This is a genomic window from Roseovarius sp. B08, assembly GCF_051417955.1.
Lineage (GTDB): Bacteria > Pseudomonadota > Alphaproteobacteria > Rhodobacterales > Rhodobacteraceae > Roseovarius.
This window is the reverse complement of the sequence record NZ_JBPRLW010000001.1, coordinates 3,255,512-3,277,701: the sequence shown is the minus strand read 5'-3', so window position 1 is coordinate 3,277,701 and position 22,190 is coordinate 3,255,512. Positions and strand designations below refer to the sequence as shown.

The window sequence follows — 22,190 nt, the reverse complement described above, 5'->3', positions numbered from 1 at the left end:
CCATGAAAGGGAGAACTGAGAGATGAAAGCCATGCTTTCCGCGTTTGCCGCCACGGCCATCATCGCCGTGGTCGCGTGGTACGGGCTGCACGAGGCGGGCTTTTCCGCCGGAGACCGCAATTCCGGGGAGTCGGTGCGGCTGGGAGACGGCTGAGGCATGTCAAAGCCCGCGGTCGCGCAACAGCAAGCAGACCCGGCCGAGAAGGCGCGGGACGATTATGGCGAGAACCTGCAATTCGCCTCGGTGCTGATAATTGACGACGAACCGGGGATGCGCAACTTTCTGACCAAGATCCTGGAGCCGCGGGTCAAGCGGGTGGAACAGGCGCGGTCGGCCGAACAGGCGGCGGAGATCCTTGACCTAGCGCATTTCGACCTTGTGATCCTCGACAACGTGATGCCGGGCAAGACCGGGCTGGACTGGCTGACGGAACAGCGGCGCGTGGGGCTGTTCGCCGACACGATCATGATCACGGCCTATGCCGATCTGGACACGGCGATCCGGGCGCTGCGCACGGGGGTGGCGGATTTCGTGCTGAAGCCGTTCCGCGCCAACCAGATTCTGAACGCAGTGGCCCGCGCGCTGGACCGCAAGTACTTGCGACGCGAGAATTTTCTTCTGAAGCATGAGCTGAGCGAAGGCGGACAGGCCGCGCGTGGGCGTCTGCTGGGCAATTCGCCGGCGATCCAGCGGGTGCGCGACGTTCTGGCCAAGCTGGCGCCGACGCCGGCTTCGGTCCTGTTCACAGGAGCCAGCGGCACGGGCAAGGAGATTGCCGCGCGGACCCTGCACGCCATGTCGGACCGCGCCGGAGAGCCGTTCGTGGCTGTCAACTGTGCCGCGGTCTCGCCCGATCACATCGCCGAGGAACTGTTCGGCGTGGTCGAGGGGCGCGACCGCACCCGCGACGGCCTGTTCTTGCATGCGGATGGCGGCACGCTGTTCCTGGATGAGGTGGCTCAACTGCCCGAACAGGTGCAGGCGGGTCTGTTGCGTGTGCTGGAGGATCGCAAGATCCGGCCACTCGGGGCGGAGCGCGAGATCCCGCTGAACCTGCGGTTTTTCTTTGCCACCAACGCCGATCTGCAGGCCGAGGTCGATGCGGGGCGGTTCCGCGCGGACCTGTATCACCGCATCAACGTGGTGAACGTGGACATGCCGTCGCTGGCCGACCGCAGCGAGGATATCGTGGAACTTGCGGCGCTGTTCATGAGCGAGTTTTCCCGGGCGCTGGCGTTGCCGGCGCTGGACCTGAACGAGGAAATCCTGCTCAAACTGAGCCGCTATGACTGGCCCGGGAACGTGCGCGAGCTGCGCAACCTGGTTGAGCGGTCGGTGATCCTTGGCCAGTTTCCGGAGGAGTTCGCGGGCCACGGCACGGTGACGGGGCAGGAGGCGATCGAGACCTTGGCGCTGGTGGAGCAGCGGCACATCATGAGCGTGCTGGACGCCTGCGACGGCAACCGAGCCGAGGCGGCGCGGCGTCTGGGGGTCAGCCGCAAGACGGTCGATCGCAAATGCGCGTCCTGGGGTATTTGAGCGGACCGGGCGCGGTGCCGGTCACGACGCGTCGCGGTCTTCGGGTAGCCAGACGGTGAATTCCGCGCCGCCTGGCTCGCGGTTGCGCACGGTGATGAGGCCGCCGGACTGGCGTATCAGGGTCTGGCTGACCGAAAGGCCAAGGCCGGTGCCTTCGCCCGGCTTGGTGGTGTAGAACGGGTCGAACACGGTGTTCAGCCGTTCGTTTGCGATGCCGGGCCCGGTATCGGCCACCACCAGCGCCGTGCCGGACCGTCCGTCGCGTCCTTCGGCCCGGATCGACAGCGACAGCTCGCCCGGGCCGTCCATGGCCTGCACCGCGTTGACGACCAGATTGATAATGACCTGCTGCAATTCTCCGGGGTTGATGCGGACCTGCGGGACATCGTCGCCGCGATGCGTCGTGACGGTCACGTTGCGGCGCGAGATCACGTGATCGACCAGCACAAGGCAGTCGTCCAGCACAGTGCCGACATCGACATGCTCGGAAAAGGCGTTGAATTCGCTGGGGCGGGCGAATTGCAGCAGCTTGCCGACGATGGCGTTGATCCGGGCGATCTGGCGGTCGATCAGGTTGAGTTCGGTCATCAGCGGTGCGGCATCGTCGCCCAGGGTTTCGCGGATGACGTCGATGTTGCCCTGGATCACCGCGACCGGGTTGTTGATTTCGTGCGCGACGCCGGCCGTGATCTCGCCGATTGAGGCCAGTTTTTCGCTCATGACGAGTTGCTGGTAGGTGGTTTCGAGCTTTTCGTTGGCGGCGCGCAGTTCGGCTGTACGGTCCTCGACCCGGGTGTTCAGCTCGTCCGCCCAGGAGCGCAGCGCGCGGTCGCGTTCCTGCACCTGGTCGAGCAATTCGTCGAGATGCGCCGCCACCTCGCCGATCTCGTCGCGCGAGGATACCGGGCCGATGCGCGCGTCGAGCTGGCCGCCCTCGACCCGTTTCATGGTGTGGTTCATGCGTTCGAGCGGCGAGAAGATGCCCCCGGCCATGCGCAGGAACAACGGGATGGTCAGCAGCAGAACGGCAACGAAGGCCGAGAAGACGAGGATGAAGGCGCTGCGCTTTTCCGCGACGAAGGGCGCCTCGAGAAAGCCCACGTAGAGCATGCCGACGCGGCGCGAAAAGCTGTCGGTCAGGGGCAGGTAGCCCGAGATATACCAGTCGTTCACCACGAAGGCACGGTCGAGCCAGGTGCGACCCTCGCCAAGCACCCGGTTGCGCACCACCGCCGAGACGCGGGTGCCGAGCGCGCGCTCGCCTTCGAAGAGACGCACGTTGGTCGATACGCGTACGTCTTCGAGAAACAGCGTCGCGGTGCCTTGGCGCTCGACATCGGTGGCATCCTCGGACTGGTAGACGAGGGCGTTGATCGTGTCGATGAAGTCTAGGTTTCGGTTGAGCAGGATGCCCCCGACCAGGACACCTGGGCGGCCTGCCGCGCCGAGATCGGTTGCGGTGTGTACGACCATGCCGCGGTCCTCGACCACGCGGTCGGTGGGGACCGCGGCTTCGGTTGGAATCAGGGGCAGCCGCGCGCGCATGGCCAGGCCCGGGTCGATCGCGGCAAGCTCGTCGCCGGACAGGATATCGATTTCGGTGGCGCTGCCGCCCTGCCGGGCCGTGGCGATGACCGGCCATTTTCGGGCAGCGGCGCCTGCGGCGGTTTCCGGCAGGAAATAGAGGAAATCGAGCCCCAGAGTGGTGCGCTCGGCGTCGAGGAACCGGGCCAGGCGAGATCCTGGGCCGGCAATGGCCTCTCGAAAGCGGGTGGAGCGGGCCAGCGCGGCGACGTCGCCGCCGGTGGTTGCGAGGATCTGGTCGAGATACTGCTCGGCGATGCGCAGATCGCTTTCGACATTGGCAATCAGCAGGTTGTCGTAATTGGCGGCCCAGCGTCCGACCGCGAGCCACAACAGCAGCGGCAGCAGGACCACGAGCGGCAAAAGTGCCAGGATCAGAAGGCGCAGACGGACCGATGTCATGCCGGGGCGGGCCCTTTCTCGTTGTGCGGAAAACTTTAGGCGATGGGGCGGGGGGCGTCCATTCCGGTGGCTGTGACGGCGGCGCAAATCTTTTGTTGCAAAAGATTTGTCAAAAGCTTTGATAAAGCTTTCGTCCCGTCCCGAAATGATCAGGGCGGTCCGGAACACGGGAAGCGGTTGCGATGTTTCCCCTAGCAACCCCCGGAGCGTTAACCTAAGTTTCGGGTAGGTAATGCGACACCGGACACGGGAGACGGCACGGCATGACGCGGCTTATCATGCTGGTATTCTTGATTGTTGCCGCGGTTGCATTGGCCGCGGTGGCAATGTCCGCAGTGATGCGCGCGGCGCGTGATGCCGGCGCGGCCGGGCGGGACATCGCTGTCAGCACGAGGGGAGCAAGCATGCAGAAAATCGCCTACGCGGCCCTGTTCATCGTGATGCTGGGCGTCACCAGCGGCCTGCTCGGAGGGTTGTGAGGCGCATGGCACGGAAGTTCGGCGGCAAATACAGCCCGGATGGTGGCGGCTCGGAGGTGAAGGCGCGCGAGACGTCTTCCTATCGCGGGGCCACGGTGGCACCCGCGGGCGCGCGGGCGAACCTGATGTTCGTGCCGGCCGCGGTGGTTCTGTTCACCTCGCTGACTTCGGGGGCGACCGGCCTGGCGCTTGGGGCCGTGTCCGCCGCGGTTCTGGCGCTGTCGGCGTGGCTGTTGCGCGATGGGTTGAAGGCGGAGGCGGCCTATAACACGCGCAAGGTGGCGCGGCGGCCGGGCATCCCGCGCAAGCTTTTCTCGTCTGTATTGGCGGGGCTGGGGATTGCCGTGGCGGCCTACAAAGTCGAGCCGGGGCTGGTCGCGCCGGTGATATTCGGCGTGGTGACGACGGCGTTGCATGTATTTTCGTTCGGGATGGACCCGATGAAGGACAAGGGCATGGAAGGCGTCGACAGGTTGCAGACCGACCGCGTGGCGCGGGTGGTGGATCAGGCCGAGACGTACCTGAGTGCGATGTCCGATGCGATCCGCCGGGCCGGGGACCGCACGGCGGAAGCGCGGCTGGAGCGGTTCCAGGTCAGCGTCCGCGACATGTTGCGCACCGTCGAGGACGACCCGCGCGACCTGACGGCGACGCGGAAATACCTGGGCGTCTACCTGATGGGCGCGCGCGACGCGACGGTGAAGTTCGCCGATATTCAGTCGCGGGCCCCGGACCCCAAGGCGAAGGCGGATTACCTTGACCTGCTGGGCGACCTGGAGGCGAACTTCGAGGCGAAGACCAAGATGCTTCTGGCCGACAACAACAGCGATCTCGAGATCGAGATCGAGGTGCTGCGGGACCGGCTGGCGCGCGAGGGCATCAGATACGACACGACCCGGGAATTTCAGGAAGGACGTTGATCATGTCGGAAGACACACGCACGAAGGCCGAGGCTGCCCTTGCGGAGGTTGAGGAAGTGAACCGGGTGGTGCTGCCCGAGCCGAAGGAGGCCGGCGCCGTTGTGCCGCTGTCCGAGGCGGAGCCCGCCGTGGGCGCCGAGATCCGGCAGCGGATGGACGAGATCGACATGGCCGACACCAATTCGATCGTCTCGTTCGGATCGGCGGCGCAGGCGGAATTGCAGGAAATCTCGCAATCCATGCTGCAGGGCGTGCGCAACAAGGATGTGGGTCCGGCAGGCGACAGCCTGCGCGGGATCGTGACCACGATCCGCGGCTTCTCGGTCAGCGAACTGGACGTGCGGCGCGAGCGGTCCTGGTGGGAAAAGCTGATCGGACGGGCGGCGCCCTTTGCCAAGTTCACCGCGCGGTTCGAGGACGTGCAGGGCCAGATCGACAAGATCACCGATGACCTGCTGAAGCACGAGCACGTGCTGTTGAAGGATATCAAATCACTGGACCTTCTCTATGAGAAGACGCTGCAATTCTACGACGAGCTGGCGCTTTACATCGCGGCGGGCGAGGAGAAGCTGAAAGAGCTCGACGAAAAGGATATCCCGACCAAGGAGGCCGAAGTCGATGCCGCCCCCGAGGACGACCAGGTGATGAAGGCGCAGGAACTGCGCGACCTGCGCGCCGCCCGCGACGATCTGGAGCGCCGTGTGCACGACCTGAAGCTGACGCGACAGGTGACGATGCAGTCGCTGCCGTCGATCCGGCTGGTGCAGGAGAACGACAAGAGCCTGGTGACCAAGATCAACTCGACCCTGGTCAACACCGTGCCGCTGTGGGAGACGCAGCTGGCACAGGCGGTCACCATCCAGCGCAGTGCCGAGGCCGCGGCGGCCGTGCACGAGGCTAACGATCTGACCAACGAATTGCTGACCGCCAATGCCAAGAACCTGCGGGACGCCAACAAGACGATCCGCCAGGAGATGGAGCGCGGGGTCTTTGACATCGAGGCCGTCAAGCAGGCCAACGCGGACCTGATCGGCACGATCGAGGAAAGCCTGCAGATCGCCGACGAGGGCAAGGCGCGCCGGGCCAAGGCCGAGCAGGACCTGCAATCCATGGAAAAGGAGTTGCGCGATACGCTGGCCGCGGCCAAGTCACGCCGCGATGGTGTGGGCGAGAATACCGGCGGCTCGGTCCCTGCATGAACGGGTGGGGTTGTCTTGCGTAAATTGTACAGATTTTTTCCGGTCGTTGTGGCGCTGGCCGGTGCACTCGCGCTGGCTGGTTGCGATGACGTTGCGCCCGAGGCGCCCCCGACCAATCCACAGGCGCGGCCCAACGCGATGGTGCGCGCGCCGCAGCCCAGTGGCCCGTCGGAGGCCAGCCGGGACCTGGCGCGATATTACACGCGGCTTGAGAACGACCTTGTCGCGCAGGGGCTGATGCGGCGCGACGGCGGCGGCGTCGACACGCCGTTCACAGACAACGACCTTTTGCGGAATTTCGTGCAGATCGGGTTCTTCGAGGAATACCAGCGCGACAAGGGCCTTTTGCCGTCGCAAAGCGGCCCCGTGGCGATCAAGAAATGGACCGGGCCTGTGCGGATCGGTGTCGAGTTCGGGCGCAATGTGCCGGACGAGATCAGATCGGCAGAGCGGGCCCGGGTGGCGGCCTATGCCAACCGTTTGGCACGGGTTACGGGGCACCCGATTTCGTTGAGTGACGCCTCGCCCAATTTCGTCGTGTTGTTCATGAGCAATGACGATGGCGCACAATCGCGCGCGCGGGCGCTGGAAGTGATCCCGGCGATTGCGAAGTCCAACCTGGCGATCATCACCAACCTGCCGCGATCGACCCAGTGTTTCGTGATCTCGGCAGGCACCCGGAGCGAAAACGAACTTGGCGTCGCGCTGGCTTATATCCGGACCGAACTGACCGACCTGCAACGGCTGGCCTGCATCCATGAGGAAATCGCGCAAGGCCTTGGCCTGACCAATGACAGCCCGCGGGCGCGCCCGTCGATCTTCAACGATGACGAGGAATTCGCGCTTTTGACGACCCATGACGAGATGCTGCTGGAGGCGCTTTATAATCCCGCGCTGAACCCCGGGATGGGGCTGGAGGAGGCGCGGCCGATCCTGCGGCGGCTGTTCGAGAAGGGCGAGTCGTGAGCGCGGTCGCGACAAGATATGTGGCAGCACCTGAAATTGAGTTTATGATACCCGCGAATGTCCGCTTGCCGGACAAGACCTAGCGCACGGAGATTACCATGGGCATTTTCGATTTTCTTTCAGGTGAATTCATCGATGTCATCCACTGGGTGGACGATACCCGCGACACGATGGTCTGGCGGTTCGAGCGCCATGGGCACGAGATCAAGTACGGTGCCAAGCTGACCGTGCGCGAAGGACAGGCGGCGGTCTTCGTGCACGAGGGGCAACTGGCGGATGTTTTCACGCCGGGTCTCTACATGCTCGAGACCAACAACATGCCGATCATGACGACGTTGCAGCATTGGGATCACGGGTTTAAAAGCCCGTTCAAGTCCGAAATCTATTTCATCAACACGACGCGGTTCACGGATCTCAAGTGGGGTACGAAGAACCCGATCATGCTGCGCGACCCGGAGTTCGGGCCGACGCGCATCCGCGCCTTTGGCACTTACAGCACGCGGGTGACGGACCCGGCCAAATTCCTGACCGAGATCGTCGGCACAGATGGCGAATTCACGATGGACGAGATCAGCTATCAGGTCCGCAACATCATTGTGCAGAGCTTCAGCCGGATCATCGCGGGCAGCGGTATTCCGGTGCTGGACATGGCGGCCAACACCGCCGATTTGGGCAAGCTGGTGGCGGCCGAGATTTCCGCGGTGGTGGCGGAGTACGGCCTGACCATTCCGGAATTCTATATCGAGAACATCTCGCTGCCGCCCGCGGTGGAAGAGGCGCTGGACAAGCGCACGTCGATGGGGCTGGCCGGAGATCTGGGCAAGTTCACGCAATACTCAGCCGCCGAGGCGATGACGGCGGCGGCCAAGAATCCCGGCGGGGCCGGGGGCGGCATGGGGGCCGGGATCGGCGCGGGGCTTGGCATGGCGATGGCGGGCCAGATGGCCGGGCAGGGCGGGCCGTGGGGCCAGGGTGCTCATAAGCCGTCACCCACTGCCTCGCCCGCACCGCCCCCGCCGCCGGTCGAGCATGTCTGGCACATAGCCGAGAACGGACAGACCCACGGTCCCTATTCCAAGGCTGCCCTGGGCCGGATGGCGAGCGAGGGCAAGCTGACGCGGGACAGCCATGTCTGGACCGCTGGGCAGGATGGTTGGCTGAAGGCCGGCGACGTGCAGGAACTGGCGCAGCTTTTCACCATTCTGCCGCCGCCGCCACCTGGGGCCTGACGCCGGACCTGGCGAACGGCTGGCCCTTTACACTGGCGCATCCCGCCATCCCGAGACTGTTCAACAAGGACCCGCAGGCATTATGCTCGATTCCCCCACTGTCCAAGATGAACACCGTTTCCCCTGCGACAATTGCGGGGCGGATTTCCGGTACGATCCGCAGGCGGGCAAGCTGATCTGTGACCATTGCGGCAACGAGGCCGAATTGGAGCAGGGCGGGCCGTGGGCCGCCCCGCTGAAAGAGCTGGATTTCCGCGCGGCGGTGAAGGGTGACCTTGACGCCTCGGAGATCGAGGAAACGCGCGTCGTGACCTGCCCCAACTGCGCGGCGCAGGTAGAGTTCGACGAGACTGTGCACGCCAAGGAATGTCCGTTCTGCGCCACGCCGGTTGTAACCGATACCGGCACCCACCGGCACATCAAGCCGCGCGGGGTCTTGCCCTTCAAAGTAGATGAGGCGGCGGCGCGAGACGCGATGACCGATTGGCTGGGGCGGCTTTGGTTCGCGCCCAATGGCTTGCAGGAATACGCCCGGAAGGGGCGGAAGATGCAGGGTATCTACGTGCCCTACTGGACCTATGACGCGGATACGAAATCCAGCTATACCGGCGAGCGTGGCACGGTCTATTACGAAACGCGGACGGTGATGCGCGACGGCAAGCGCCAGCAGGTGCAGGTCCCCAAGGTGCGCTGGACCCCGGTGCGGGGCAGGGTGGCGCGGTTCTTCGACGATGTACTGGTGCTGGCGTCGAAAACCCTGCCAAAGCGGTATACCGATGCGCTGGAGCCTTGGGAACTGGGCGAGTTGCAGCCCTACAGCCCCGAGTTCCTCGCCGGTTTCCGCGCCGAGGGGTATCAGGTGACGTTGGAGGACGGTTTCGTGCAGGCGCGCCAGATCATGGATGCGCGGATTGCGCGGGATGTCCGGTTCGACATCGGCGGCGACCGGCAGCGCATCCATTCGATCGACACGGCGGTCGGCGAGGTGACCTTCAAGCACGTCCTGCTGCCGGTGTGGCTGGCGGCCTACAAGTACCGCGGCGAAACCTATCGCTTCGTGGTCAACGGGCGCGATGGCAAGGTGCAGGGCGAGCGGCCCTATTCGGCGGTCAAGATCGCGATTGCCGTTGTGATCGGCGTGATCGTCGCTGCGGCGGTGGGCTATGGCGTGGCGATGAGCCAATGAGCGCGGATGGCGAGGCCCTGAAGCGTCTGATGCAAGCGCGGTATTCGTGCCGTGCCTTCCGGCCAGAGCAGGTGGCGGAGGCGGTGATCGAGCGGATCGTCGACACGGCGCGACACACCGCCAGTTGGAACAACACGCAGCCCTGGGGATTGCTGGTGACGCGGGGCACGGAGACGGAGGCGTTCCGACAGGCCTTGCTGAGCGAGGTGCAGACGGGCAAACCGGGGCCGGACATGGACTGGCCCGAAAGCTATCCCGGTGCCTTGGGAGAGCGGCGGCGGACCTGTGGCTATGCGCTTTACACCGCGGTGGGCATCGCGCGGGAGGACCGCGAGGCGCGGGCGCGGCAGTCGATGCGGAATTTCGAGCTGTTCGATGCGCCGCATGTCGCCATCCTGCACATTCCGCAGGTGCTGGGGCCCTACGGCGCGCTGGACGCGGGCGGGTTTCTGACGGCCTTTATGCTGGCGGCCACGGCAGAGGGGCTGGGCACCATCGCGCAGGCGGCGGTCGCGGCCTATCCGCAGGTGATCCGCCGGCATTTCGACCTGCCGGAGGACCAAGCGATCCTCTGTGCGATTTCTTTCGGCTATGCCGACGATACGCATCCCGTCAACCAGTACCGTACCGAGCGGGAAGACGTCGGTACGATACTGTCGTTCAAGGTCTGAAGCCGGGCCTCAGGCGGCGTCCGCCTTGGTCTTTGCCTCAGCCCACTCCCAGGGGCGGGTGAATTCGCCCAGGCATTGGGAAATGGCCGCCTCGTCGACGTCTCCGGTTTTCGACAGGCGGGCCACCAATCCGCGCTTCTTGTCGTCGATCACCTCGGTCACCTCGGCCTTGAGGCCCGCCTCGGCCAGGGCGGCGTTGTAGACGCGGGTGATGGCGCGCTTGCGCAGGTCGGGCTTGAAGACCTTGCCCACCGCGGTCTTGGGCAGTTCGTCCAGAACCTCGACATATTTCGGAATGGCGGCACGTTCGTGGACGTGACGCTTGCAATGTTCCAGCAGAGCAGCGGAATCGACGGTGCCGCCCTCGACCAGTTCGACATAGGCGCAGGGCAGCTCGCCGGAATGCGCGTCTGGCTGGCCGATGGCGCCTGCGCCGGCAACCTCGGCATGGGCCATCAGCGCCTCTTCGATATCGGCGGGGTCGATGTTGTGGCCGCCGCGAATGATCAGGTCCTTGGCGCGGCCGGTGATCCATAGATAACCGTCTGCGTCGATCCGGCCAAGGTCGCCGGTGCGAAGGTAGACCTCGTGATGGTAGAGGTCCTTGTTCTTGGCGGCCTCGGTATAGGTGTTGCCGGCAAAGACGCCGGGGTTGGCGATGCAGATCTCACCCACCTCGTCAGGGCCGCATTCGGTGCCATCGGTCTTATAGATTTTCACGTCGGTATAGGGCAGCGGGACGCCGACGCTGCCGACCTTCTTCTCGCCCGTGGGCGGGTTGCAAGAGACAAGGCAGGTGGCCTCGGTCAGCCCATAGCCTTCGATCACGGTCATTCCGGTGGCGGATTCGAACCGTTTGAAGAGTTCCAGCGGCATGGGGGCCGAGCCGGAGAAGGCGTTCTTCACCTTCGAGATGTCGGCGTTCACCTTGCGCTGCATCAGCGCTGCAGTGGCGGTGGGCACGGTGATGACAAAGGTCGTGCCCCAGCGCTCCAAAAGCTTCCAGAAGTTGTCGAACACGCCGTCGCCGCGATAGCCGGCGGGCGTGGGAAAGACCACGTGTGCGCCGGACTTGATCATCGCCATCAGGATCACGTGGCAGGCGAAGACGTGAAAGAGCGGCAGCGGGCACATGATGCTGTCATGCTCGTCAAAGAGCAGGCGATGGCCCAGCCAGCCGTTATAGACCATGCCGGAATACTTGTGCTGCGCGACCTTGGGCATGCCGGTCGTGCCGCCGGTGTGGAAATAGGCGGCGACGCGGTCGGCTTGCTTGTCCTCGAACGACAGGGTCTTGGGATGCTTGCGCGCCTCGGCGTTGAAATTCTTGACGTCGGCGTGGTGGTTCTCAGGGTTCTTGGGCCGGATCAGCGGGACGATCCAGCTTTTGGGTGGCGTCAGATAGCTGAGGAGGTCGACCTCCAGCACGGTGTGCACACGGGGCGCGTTACGCACCGCCTCGGCCATTTTCTGGGCGACGTCGGTTTTCGGGAAGGACCGCAGGGTCACGACGACACGGGCGTCGGTCTCGCGCAGGATGGCACCGATCTGTTCGGGCTCTAGGAGAGGGTTGATCGGGTTGGCGATGCCCGCGACCATGGCGCCGATCGTGGCGATGGCAGTCTCAAGGCAGTTGGGCATGACGAGGGCGATCACGTCATTTTCCGAGATCTTCAGGCTGCGAAACAGGTTGGCGGTCTGGCAGACACGCCCATGGAACTCTGACCAGGTGAGGGTTTGCGCCTTGTCAGTCGGACCCGACAGAAGCTGGTAACTGACGGCCGGCCGATCCGGAAAGGCCGTCGCGGTATCGGCCAGCATCCGGTACACCGTCTTGGGCACATCGCGTGCCTCCCACGGCATTTCTTCCTGAATACCAATCACGTCCTGACGTGTGGAAAATGTCATGTTGTCTCCTCCCGCGGCGCATCTGGTTGCGCCGTTTCTCCCGTCCGGGCAGCATGATCACGAATTGCGGGACGTGCAAGTTTTACGCTGCGTTTGGTTGGCGCTTCGTCGCCGCGTAAAAAACATGTCTTGACTCTTTTTGTCGGAATATTCATCAATTGCCTACAAATTCACTCAGAAAAAGAAAGGCTGTTTCTCGATGGCTTATCTGACATCCCGTTCACTCGTTGCCGCGCTGGCCCTGACAGGCGTGACAGCGCCCGCCCTCGCGCAGGAGGTCAACGTGTATTCCTCGCGCCACTACGACACCGACGAAGCGCTCTATGACGCGTTCACCGAGGAGACCGGCATCACCGTGAACCGGATCGAGGCCGATGCCGACGAACTGATCGCGCGGCTGGAAGCGGAAGGCGAGAACAGCCCCGCCGACGTGCTGATCACCGTGGACGCGGGCCGCATGGCGCGCGCCGAGGAACTGGACTTGCTGGCGGCCTACGAATCGCAGACCATCGAAGACCGCATTCCCGATCACCTCGAGCATCCCGAGAACCTGTGGTACGGGATCGCGCAGCGCGCGCGGATCATCTATTACGACAAGGAAAAGGTGGAAAACCCGCCGCAGACCTATGAAGAGCTGGCCGATCCCGCGTGGGAAGGCAAGATCTGCATCCGGTCCTCCTCGAACATCTACAACCAGTCGCTGATGGCCTCGATCATCGAAACGCAGGGCGAGGAAGCGGCCAAGGAATGGGCGCAGGGCATCGTCAACAACATGGCGCGCGACCCGCAAGGCGGCGACACCGACCAGCTGCGCGGCATCGTGTCGGGCGAGTGCGAAGTGGCGGTGGGCAACCACTATTACTTCGTGCGCGGTTTCGAATCCGACGTCGAGGGCCTGAGCGACGGCATCGACAATATCGGCTGGGTCTGGCCTAACCAGGACGATCGCGGCACGCACGTGAACCTGTCCACGGCGGCGATGCTGAAGACCGCGCCGAACCCGGAAAACGCATTGAAGCTGATGGAATTCTTCACCAGCGATACGGCGCAGACCAACCTTGCCACGGGCAACCACGAATACCCTGCAGTCGAGGACGCGCCGGGCACCCCCACGACCGAGCGCCTGGGCGAGTTCAAGCCGGACGAAACCACGCCCACCGCGGCCTTCAGCCGAAACGCGGCCAAGGCGCAGGAACTGTTCAACGAAGTCGGCTGGGACTGATATTTTCGAGCAGTGTTGTTAAGGCGGCGTCCCCGAGAGGGGGCGCCGTTTTGCTTTGGCGGAACACTGGTTGATCGATACCAGCGGGAAGACCTTCGCCAGATCCTTGCGTCGTCGCATCCTCGCCCGGGTCTGATCCGAGCGAGGCGCTTTGGTCAGCTGACGTCCTTGTAGCTGACTTCCTTTTCGTCCTCGCCAAGTTTCGCACGACGGGTCAACAGGCGGTTGAGGGCGTTGATGTAGGCCTTGGCGCTGGCGACGACGGTGTCGGTATCGGCCGACTGGCCCGTGGCGATATTGCCGCCTTCCTCCAGCCGGACCGAGACCGTGGCCTGCGCGTCGGTGCCTTCGGTCACGGCGTGGACCTGATAGAGCGACAAGTGCGCGTCATTGGGGTGCAACTCGCGCACGGCCTTGAAGGTGGCATCGACGGGGCCGTCGCCCTGTTGCGTCGCGGATTTCTCCTTGCCGTCGATGGACATGACCATCTCGGCCTCGGCCTGCCCCCCGGTGCCGCACACGACGCGCAGGGATTTCAGCACGAGGCGGTCGTTCTCGGCATCCTCACCGGCGGTGACCAGCGCGATCAGATCTTCGTCGAACACCTCTTTCTTGCGGTCGGCCAGTTCCTTGAACCGGACAAAGACATCGCCAAGCTGGTTCTCGGCCAGGTCGATCCCGAGGTTCTTGAGCTTCGAGCGCAGGGCGGCGCGGCCGGAATGCTTGCCCATGACGATATTGGTCTCGGTCAGGCCCACATCCTCGGGGCGCATGATCTCGAACGTCTCGGCGTTCTTGAGCATGCCGTCTTGGTGAATGCCGCTCTCGTGGGCAAAGGCGTTCTTGCCGACGATGGCCTTGTTGGGCTGGACCTGGAACCCCGACACGGTGGCGACCCGGCGCGAGAGGTGCATGATTTTGGTGGAGTCGATGCGGGTGTGGTAAGGGATGATGTCGTTGCGGACCTTCATCGCCATCACCACTTCTTCCAGCGCGGTGTTGCCCGCGCGTTCGCCCAACCCGTTGATCGTGCACTCGATTTGGCGCGCGCCGCCCTCGACGGCGGCCAGCGAATTGGCCGTGGCCATCCCGAGATCGTTGTGGCAATGGGTTGCGAAAATCACCTCGTCTGCGCCCGGCACCTCGGCGATCAGGCGGCGGATCAGATCGGCGCTTTCGACGGGCGCGGTGTAGCCCACGGTATCGGGGATGTTGATCGTGGTGGCCCCGGCCTTGATGGCGATCTCGACTACGCGGGCGAGGTAATCCCATTCCGTCCGCGTCGCATCCATCGGGGACCATTGCACGTTGTCGCAGAGGTTGCGGGCGTGGGTGACGGTCTCGTGGATGCGCTCGGCCATTTCGTCCTTGTTGAGGTTCGGGATGGCGCGATGCAGGGGCGAGGTGCCGATGAAAGTATGGATCCGGGGCTGGCTGGCGTGCCTCACCGCGTCCCAGCAGCGGTCGATATCCTTGAGGTTGGCGCGCGCGAGGCCGCAGATCACGCTGTTTTTCGCGTTCTTTGCGATCTCTGAGACGGCCCTGAAGTCGCCCTCGGACGCGATGGGGAAGCCCGCCTCGATGATGTCGACGCCCATCTCGTCCAGCAGGCCGGCGATCTCCAGCTTTTCAGCATGGGTCATGGTGGCGCCGGGGGATTGTTCGCCGTCGCGCAAGGTGGTGTCGAAGATCACCACGCGGTTTTGTTCGGAGTTGGTCATGTCATGTCTCGTGTTTTGGTCCTAAGCCTGTGGCGCGAAAGGCTACTCCTCTGAGCGGTCGCGCCGGATCAGGGCACGCTCAGAGGCGGCTTAGGAGCAGACGCGCGGAAAGGCAAGCCGCCGGGGCGGGGCTTGCGGGGCCGAGGATATGGCGGCGCGTAGACATGACGCAGAGCATAGGCACGATGGGCGACGTTGAAAACCCCCGATCTGACGGTGATTTGCGCCTTGAAGGGTCTCAGCCGCCCGCTAGCTCTTGGCGTCATGAAAGATGCATTGGTGATAGGCGCTTCGGGCGGGATCGGATCCGCGCTGGTGTTGGAGTTGGAAAAGCGCGACGTGCGGGTGACCGGGCTGTCACGGTCTGGCGATAGTCTGGACGTGACGGACGAGGCATCTGTCGAAGCGCATCTGGGGGCGCTCGAGGAAGAGTTCGACCTCGTTTTTGTCGCCACAGGCGCTCTGGAGTTGGACGGGCGCGGGCCGGAGAAGTCATTGAAAGAATTGACCGCAGAGGCGATGGAGGCGCAGTTTCGGGTGAACTGCGTAGGCCCGGCGCTGGTGCTGAAGCATGCGGTAAGGCTATTGCCGCGCGACCGGGAATGCCGGTTTGCCGCATTGTCGGCGCGGGTGGGGTCGATCGGGGATAACGGGCTCGGCGGGTGGTACAGCTATCGCACCGCCAAGGCGGCGGTGAACCAGATGATCCACGGTGGGGCGATCGAACTGGCGCGGACGCACAAGCAGTCGATCTGCGTGGCGTTGCATCCCGGAACCGTGGAGACGGCGCTGACCGAGAAGTTCGCGGTGGGACATAATACGGTAACGCCCGAGGAGGCGGCGAAGAACCTTTTGGATGTGCTGGCGCGGCTAACGCCCGAGAATACAGGGCAATTCTATGACTGGGCCGGGGAGGCGGTGCCGTGGTGAAGCGGCTGATCCTGGTGCTGGGGGACCAGCTGAACAAGAGGCTGTCGGCGCTACGCGAGGCGGACAAGGAGAGCGACCTCGTGGTCATGGCGGAGGTCGCGGACGAGGCCAGCTACGTCGGGCATCACCCTAAGAAGATCGCGCTGATCTTCTCGGCCATGCGTCATTTTGCCGAGGAACTTCAGGAGGATGGCTGGCACGTTGCCTATGCGCGGCTGGACCAAGAAGGCACGTCGAAGTCCATCGTCGGCGAGTTGATGCGGCGCGGGCAAGAGCATGACACGACCGAGGTGATCGCTACCCAGCCGGGGGAGTGGCGGCTGGTCGAGGCGCTGCAGAATGCGCCGTTGAAGGTCACGGTGCTGCCGGACGACCGTTTCGTGGCCTCGCTGGACGAATTCAATTCTTGGGCTGAGGGCCGCAAGTCTTTGAGAATGGAATATTTTTATCGCGAAATGCGCCGCAAGACGGGGCTGATGATGGAAGGGGATGAACCGGCAGGAGAGAAATGGAATTACGACCACGAGAACCGCAAGCCGGCCTCGGGGGACATGCTGCGCTCGAAGCCTATGGCGTTTACGCCGGACGAGGTCACCGAGGAGGTGCTCGATCTGGTCGAGGAGAAATTCGGCAGCAATTTCGGTGTATTGCGCCCTTTTACTTATGCAGTGACCCGCAGCCAGGCGCTGCGGGCGCTGGACCATTTCGCCAAGAACCTGCTGGACTGTTTCGGCGATTACCAGGACGCGATGCTGCAGGACGACCGGTTCCTGCACCACTCACTGTTATCTCAGTATATGAACATCGGATTGCTGGATCCTGTGGAAATCTGCGCCCGTGTGGAAGAGGAATGGAAAGCCGGGACCGTGCCGATCAATGCGGCGGAGGGGTTCATCCGGCAGATCATCGGATGGCGGGAATACGTGCGGGGGATCTATTTTCGGGAGGGTCCGGACTATGTGACGCGCAATGCGTTGGGGCATTCGAGGGACTTGCCGTGGATGTATTGGGGGGCCAGACGCATATGAACTGTGTCGGCCATGCCGTTGATCAGACACGGGAATCGGCCTATGCGCATCACATTCAAAGGCTGATGGTGACGGGCAATTTCGCCTTGTTGGCAGGGGTGGACCCGTACCAGGTGCATGAGTGGTACCTGGCGGTTTACCATGATGCCTATGAATGGGTGGAGGCGCCGAACACGATCGGGATGAGCCAGTTCGCGGATGACGGCATCATCGCGTCGAAGCCTTATGTCAGTTCGGGCAATTACATCGACAAGATGTCGGATTATTGCGGGTCCTGTGCCTATTCGGTGAAGGAAAAGACGGGCGAAAAGGCGTGTCCTTTCAACCTGTTATATTGGGACTTTCTGGTGCGCCACCGGGAGAAGTTCGCCAGCAATCCGCGGATGGGGCAGATGTATGCCACCTGGGACCGGATGAAGGATGACCGCAAGGAGGCTGTCCTGAAGGGGGCGAAGCGGATCCTGGAGCGGCTGGATGCGGGCGAGGTGGTGTGAGGGGGCGAATCACGGGTTAACGGGGCGGAGTTCCGGGCGAACCGGACGTCGGTATTGCGTCGGTATTCGGGTGGTATGGCGACGGTGCGTATTTCCGCGATTTGGCGGGTTAACGAGGCGCGCGGTGTTTGTGGTTTGTTAACCGGGTGACGCGTGGGTTTTCACCCACCCTACGAGGTCCCGGATCAAGTCCGGGACGGGCGCGCGGGGTCAGTTGTTCTCTTCGGTGGTCTCGTCGTCGGTGGCTTCGGTCTCGGGCTCGGGTTCCGTGTCGGTCGTGGCCTCTGACTCCGTCTCCGTCTCCGCCTCTGTCTCTGTCTCGGGGGTGGGGGCGGCGACATCGGATGACGTTGGGCCGGTTTCTTCGCCGGAGGCCTCGGGTGTGGCCTCGGTGGCGGGCGGCTCGGCCGCGGCCTCCTCATCGGTCACGATGGTGGTTTGCTCGGCCAGCGCACCGTCGGACCATTCGCCGGTCGCCTCTTCGCCGGTGGCGTAGCGCATGGTGCCGGTGCCCTGCCGTTTGCCGTTCTCGAACGTCCCCTCGTAGACGTCGCCGTTGGTGTAGGTCGCCACGCCCTGGCCCGAGATCTCGCCGTTCTGCCACTCGCCTTCGTAGACGAAGCCGTCGGGCATGGTGATCTTGCCGGTGCCGTGGCGCTGGCCCTCGCGGAACTCGCCTACGTAGACCGTGCCGTCGGCATAGGTGGCGGTGCCCTGACCATGCCGCTGGCCATCCTGCCAAGCGCCTTCGTAGCGGTAGCCGTCAGGATAGGTCATTACGCCCTGGCCGTGGTTCTTGGCATTCTCGAACTCGCCCTCGTAGACGAGACCGTTGGGGTAGGTCGCCTTGCCCGTGCCGTCGATCACGCCACCGGACCACTCGCCCTCGTAGGTGGAGCCGTCAGGATAGGTGACCTTGCCCACGCCATTGGCGAGGTCGTCGCGAAACTGACCTTCATACACCGAGCCGTCGGGATAGGTGACGGTGCCTTCGCCCGAGATCTTGCCGGCAACCCAGGAGCCTTCGTAGCGGTAGCCGTCGGAGCCTGTGAAGGTGCCCTGTCCGTGGCGGCTGTCATCGGCAAACTCGCCCTCGTAGACATCGCCGTTGTTGTAAACCACGCGGCCCTGGCCCTCACGGCGGCCGGCGACGAGATCGCCTTCGTAGACATCGCCGTTGGGCTGGGTGAGCTTGCCGGTGCCGTTGATCTGCCCTTCGGACCAGGTGCCTTCGTAGATCAGCCCGTCGGGCATGGTCAGCGTGCCTTCGCCGTCGCGGGCGCCGCGCTTGACCTCGCCTTCATAGACCGCACCGTCGGGGTAGGTGATGGTCGCCGTGCCTTCCTTGACGCCGTTGACCCAGTCTCCGTCGTAGATATAGCCGCCGGGGCTTTCCATGCGGCCGCGACCGTGGTGCTGGGCGTTGCGGAAGCCGCCCTCGTAGCGGACGCCGTTGGCATAGACCGCCACGCCCTCGCCGGTGATCTTGCCGTCTTCCCAGGTGCCCTCGTATGTGCCTCCGTCGGAGAAGGTGATCTTGCCCACGCCCTCGGGCTTGCCCTTGGCGAACTCGCCCTCGTAGACCGAGCCATTGGGGAAGCGCGCGGTGCCGGTGCCGCGGATCTCGCCATCGACCCACTCGCCGGAATATTCATAGCCGTTGGGAAGCGTATAGGTGCCGGTGCCGTGCTGAAGCCCGTTGCGGAACGTGCCCTCGTAGATGCCGCCATCGTCATACTGCTTGGTCTGGACGTCGTCCTCCTGCGCGAGGGCGGGGCCGGTCAGCCCCAGCATCGCGGCGAGGACGATAGATGTGACGGTTCTGCTTTGCATGTCTGCCCACTCACCCCGGTTCGAGACAACCCCCCAATGGGTCCAAGAGAACGTAATTGACGCGGGCGGGGCTGACAACGGCTTTTCCCGGTTTCGGCTTTCCCTCGCGCGTCACTCTGTTAAATCGAGAGGGAGCGATGAATTGCGAGGGTTTGAGGCGCATGGCGGATCGGTTTCGCGTGACGTTGGCACAGCTGAACGCCACGGTGGGCGACCTTGACGGGAACGCCGCGCTGGCGCGCAAGGCGTGGGAGGCGGGCCGCGACGCACGCGCCGACCTTGTGGCGCTGCCCGAGATGTTCATCACCGGCTACAACACGCAGGACCTGATCAAGAAGCCGGTGTTTCACCAGGCGGCGATCGCCACGATCGAGGCGTTGGCGCAGGAGTGCGCCGTCGGCCCCGCGCTGGCGATCGGCGGTCCTGCGCTTGAAGGCGCGGAGCTTTACAACGCCTATTACATCCTGAAGGGCGGCAGTATCACCGCCTGCGTGCTGAAGCATCACCTGCCCAACGAGACGGTGTTCGACGAGGTGAGGCTGTATGCGCAGGGCGACGTGATGGGGCCCTATGCGGTGAACGGCGTGCGCATCGGCAGCCCCATCTGCGAGGACAGCTGGCACGAGGACGTGCCAGAGACGCTGGCCGAGACGGGGGCGGAGTTTCTGCTGATCCCCAACGGGTCGCCCTACTACCGCGGCAAGCTGGAGCTTCGGCACATGTTGATGGTGAACCGGGTGGTGGAGACCGGGTTGCCGCTGATCTACCTGAACCTGGTGGGCGCGCAGGACGACCAGGTGTTCGATGGCGGTACGTTCGCGCTGAACCCCGGAGGGGGGCTGGCGGTGCAGATGCCGCTGATGCAGGAGGATATCGCGCATATCGACCTGGTGCGGGGCGACGACGGCTGGCGGATCGAGACGGGGGCGCTGGCGCATATACCCGACACGCTGGAGACGGATTACCACGCGATGGTGCTGGCCCTGCGCGATTACATGCGCAAGACGGGGTTCGGCAAGGTGCTGCTGGGCCTGTCGGGGGGCGTGGACAGTGCGATTGTCGCGACCATCGCGGCGGATGCGCTGGGGGCGGAGAACGTTCGCTGCGTGATGCTGCCCTCGGAATATACCTCGCAAGGGTCGCTCGACGATGCCAAGGCGTGCGCAGAGGCGTTGGGCGCGCGGTATGATTTCGTGCCTATCGCCGAGGGGCGGGCGGCGATCACGAACACGCTGGCGCCGCTCTTTCAGGGGACCGACGCCGGGATTACCGAGGAGAACATCCAGTCGCGGCTGCGCGGGCTGTTGTTGATGGCGCTTTCCAACAAGTTCGGAGAGATGCTGTTGACCACCGGCAACAAGTCGGAGGTGGCGGTGGGCTATGCCACGATCTATGGCGACATGGCGGGCGGGTACAACCCGATCAAGGATCTGTACAAGACGCGGGTGTTCGATGTGTGCCGGTGGCGGAACGCCAATCACCGCGACTGGATGATGGGGCCGCAGGGGGAGGTTATCCCCGGCAACATCATCACCAAGCCGCCCACTGCGGAGCTGCGCGAGGACCAGAAGGACAGCGACAGCCTGCCGGACTACCCGGTTCTGGACGGGATATTGCAGATCCTGGTGGACGAGGACGGGTCGATCGAGGATTGCGTCAAGGCGGGGTTCGACCGAGACGATGCGGCGCGGGTGGAGCACCTGATCTACATCAGCGAGTACAAGCGGTTCCAGTCGGCGCCGGGCACGCGGCTGTCGAAGCGGGCGTTCTGGCTGGACCGGCGTTATCCTATCGTGAACCGGTGGCGGGACGGGGGCTGACGCCGCCGGTTTCGCGTGGTCCAGAGGTGTCTGTTACGGTTCGCGCGTTGTTTTTGCGCAGGACCTTGATATGACACGTTTTTTTCACCGCAACTGCAGCGATGCTTCTGGCCGTGCCGGCCTGGGCGGCGGAGTTGGGCGACGATTACGAGGCGATCGGAACCATGACTGTCACGCTGGATGGCGAGACGATGGAGATGGTCATTCCCTACGATGTCGAGCGCGAGCGGGCTTATGCGAAGCAGCGGATGATTGTGGGCTCGTCGCTGTCAATCAACGCCGTGGGGCGCATGGTCGACGAGGACGGCACGCCCGGACGCCCGATGGTGCAGGTCACGCTGCTGGAGCAGGGCGGCGAGATGCGGTTGCTTTCGGCGGAGATCTTCGACGACCAGGGCTATGACGCGCCGTTGGCGATGGGGGCTGATGGCGGCGACGGCACGCTGACCGCCTACGAGATGACCGGGGACAACGTTGTGACGGCGACTGTGAGGGCAGTTTCCTGCGGCTTACGGGCTATACGGACGAGCCGCGCGTGGCCGACGGGGCGGCGCCGGTGGCGGCGACGATCCGCTACGAGGTGGCGCTGGCACCGCTGGAGTGAGGGGCGACGGTGGCCTGCTCATGAGCGGCTTGGCCTGGGAGCCGAGGGCGCTGGCGCCATCGGAGACCGTGCCTCGAGAACTGGGTCGGGTCGGCGATGGGGTGGTTGGCTGCGAACCACGGCCGGGAACCCGCCATTGCTGCCAGCATGTCACCGAGCGGCGCTTCCTGGGATCTGGTTGCCGACTTGGGAAAGATTGTCGCTGAGGCCGGCACGCTCCGACGAGACGCACATCGCGGGATGCAACGTCGGTGCCCCTGACATTGCCATTGTCGTTAATTCTTGCCCGATGATCCGGGTTTGCAGCATGAACACCGCAATATCGGTGCTTGCGCAGCAAGTCCTGCGACGCAGGCCTCGAGCGCGCCAGCTAGGGTGAGTGAACTGCGCCAGCCTACAATCGGCAACGACACTCCATCCTCGGCGTCGAATACCCAACCGTACTTCGCGGCGC

The 22,190-nt window shown here is 64.1% G+C and carries 17 protein-coding genes and 1 pseudogene; 14 read left to right on the top strand and 4 right to left on the bottom strand.

Translation table 11 applies throughout. The features are described 5' to 3' along the window. Positions 1–22: 22 nt before the first annotated feature. Together ACSQ76_RS16620 and ACSQ76_RS16615 are read left to right on the top strand one after the other, a co-directional pair. Entirely contained in the window at positions 23–154 is a 132-nt protein-coding gene (locus tag ACSQ76_RS16620) for a hypothetical protein (RefSeq protein ID WP_306127767.1), read from the top strand. 3 nt (positions 155–157) lie between these two features. After that, positions 158–1,540: a sigma-54-dependent transcriptional regulator gene (locus ACSQ76_RS16615; protein ID WP_437157467.1), complete on the top strand. Its 1,383-nt coding sequence runs from the start codon at positions 158–160 to the stop codon at positions 1,538–1,540. A 21-nt stretch (positions 1,541–1,561) separates the two neighbouring features. On the opposite strand, the gene ACSQ76_RS16610 is transcribed toward ACSQ76_RS16615, so the two are convergent. Then, the gene (locus ACSQ76_RS16610) at positions 1,562–3,526 is read right to left on the bottom strand and encodes a sensor histidine kinase (RefSeq protein ID WP_437157466.1); all 1,965 of its coding nucleotides are present in this window, start codon (positions 3,524–3,526) and stop codon (positions 1,562–1,564) included. Positions 3,527–3,789: 263 nt separating this feature from the next. Here ACSQ76_RS16610 and ACSQ76_RS16605 point away from each other — a divergent pair, with 263 nt between their 5' ends. The 7 genes from ACSQ76_RS16605 to ACSQ76_RS16575 all read left to right on the top strand — a co-directional run bounded on the left by ACSQ76_RS16605 (position 3,790) and on the right by ACSQ76_RS16575 (position 10,176). Further along, positions 3,790–4,005, top strand: coding sequence for a hypothetical protein (locus tag ACSQ76_RS16605; RefSeq protein WP_306127770.1), 216 nt, complete (start codon positions 3,790–3,792; stop codon positions 4,003–4,005). A gap of 5 nt (positions 4,006–4,010) precedes the next feature. Further along, positions 4,011–4,925: a 5-bromo-4-chloroindolyl phosphate hydrolysis family protein gene (locus ACSQ76_RS16600; protein WP_437157465.1), complete on the top strand. Its 915-nt coding sequence runs from the start codon at positions 4,011–4,013 to the stop codon at positions 4,923–4,925. Positions 4,926–4,927: 2 nt separating this feature from the next. Continuing rightward, complete coding sequence (locus ACSQ76_RS16595) at positions 4,928–6,124, top strand: toxic anion resistance protein (RefSeq protein WP_437157464.1); 1,197 nt, start codon at positions 4,928–4,930, stop codon at positions 6,122–6,124. Positions 6,125–6,148: 24 nt separating this feature from the next. After that, complete coding sequence (locus ACSQ76_RS16590; RefSeq protein ID WP_437157463.1) at positions 6,149–7,090, top strand: DUF2927 domain-containing protein; 942 nt, start codon at positions 6,149–6,151, stop codon at positions 7,088–7,090. Positions 7,091–7,188: 98 nt separating this feature from the next. Then, positions 7,189–8,319 (top strand): SPFH domain-containing protein, encoded by a 1,131-nt coding sequence (locus ACSQ76_RS16585; RefSeq protein WP_437157462.1) that lies wholly within the window; start codon positions 7,189–7,191, stop codon positions 8,317–8,319. Positions 8,320–8,401: 82 nt separating this feature from the next. Beyond that, positions 8,402–9,505, top strand: coding sequence for a TFIIB-type zinc finger domain-containing protein (locus ACSQ76_RS16580; RefSeq protein ID WP_437157461.1), 1,104 nt, complete (start codon positions 8,402–8,404; stop codon positions 9,503–9,505). Then, the gene (locus ACSQ76_RS16575) at positions 9,502–10,176 is read left to right on the top strand and encodes a nitroreductase (RefSeq protein WP_437157460.1); all 675 of its coding nucleotides are present in this window, start codon (positions 9,502–9,504) and stop codon (positions 10,174–10,176) included. Before ACSQ76_RS16580 ends, ACSQ76_RS16575 begins: the two co-directional genes overlap by 4 nt. A gap of 9 nt (positions 10,177–10,185) precedes the next feature. On the opposite strand, the gene ACSQ76_RS16570 is transcribed toward ACSQ76_RS16575, so the two are convergent. Then, entirely contained in the window at positions 10,186–12,084 is a 1,899-nt protein-coding gene (locus ACSQ76_RS16570; RefSeq protein WP_437157459.1) for an acyl-CoA synthetase, read from the bottom strand. A 199-nt stretch (positions 12,085–12,283) separates the two neighbouring features. Here ACSQ76_RS16570 and ACSQ76_RS16565 point away from each other — a divergent pair, with 199 nt between their 5' ends. After that, positions 12,284–13,306, top strand: coding sequence for a Fe(3+) ABC transporter substrate-binding protein (locus tag ACSQ76_RS16565; RefSeq protein WP_437157458.1), 1,023 nt, complete (start codon positions 12,284–12,286; stop codon positions 13,304–13,306). 155 nt (positions 13,307–13,461) lie between these two features. Here ACSQ76_RS16565 and ACSQ76_RS16560 read toward each other — a convergent pair whose 3' ends face one another. Beyond that, positions 13,462–15,027, bottom strand: coding sequence for a 2-isopropylmalate synthase (locus ACSQ76_RS16560; protein ID WP_437157457.1), 1,566 nt, complete (start codon positions 15,025–15,027; stop codon positions 13,462–13,464). Between the two features lie 264 nt (positions 15,028–15,291). Here ACSQ76_RS16560 and ACSQ76_RS16555 point away from each other — a divergent pair, with 264 nt between their 5' ends. Then, a complete protein-coding gene (locus ACSQ76_RS16555; RefSeq protein ID WP_306127780.1) occupies positions 15,292–15,957 on the top strand; it encodes an SDR family NAD(P)-dependent oxidoreductase in 666 nt (221 codons plus the stop codon). Continuing rightward, positions 15,951–17,479 (top strand): annotated as a pseudogene (locus ACSQ76_RS16550) (cryptochrome/photolyase family protein). The gene ACSQ76_RS16555 and the pseudogene ACSQ76_RS16550 overlap by 7 nt, the downstream one beginning before the upstream one ends. Before the next feature lie 210 nt (positions 17,480–17,689). Here ACSQ76_RS16550 and ACSQ76_RS16545 read toward each other — a convergent pair. Next, on the bottom strand, positions 17,690–19,312 hold the full coding sequence (locus ACSQ76_RS16545; RefSeq protein WP_437157456.1) for an MORN repeat-containing protein: 1,623 nt from the start codon (positions 19,310–19,312) through the stop codon (positions 17,690–17,692). A 161-nt stretch (positions 19,313–19,473) separates the two neighbouring features. On the opposite strand from ACSQ76_RS16545, the gene ACSQ76_RS16540 reads away from it, so the two are divergent. Further along, on the top strand, positions 19,474–21,132 hold the full coding sequence (locus tag ACSQ76_RS16540) for an NAD+ synthase (RefSeq protein ID WP_437157455.1): 1,659 nt from the start codon (positions 19,474–19,476) through the stop codon (positions 21,130–21,132). A 101-nt stretch (positions 21,133–21,233) separates the two neighbouring features. Next, positions 21,234–22,115, top strand: a complete 882-nt coding sequence (locus tag ACSQ76_RS16535; protein WP_437157454.1) for a hypothetical protein — start codon at positions 21,234–21,236, stop codon at positions 22,113–22,115. Positions 22,116–22,190 lie beyond the last annotated feature (75 nt).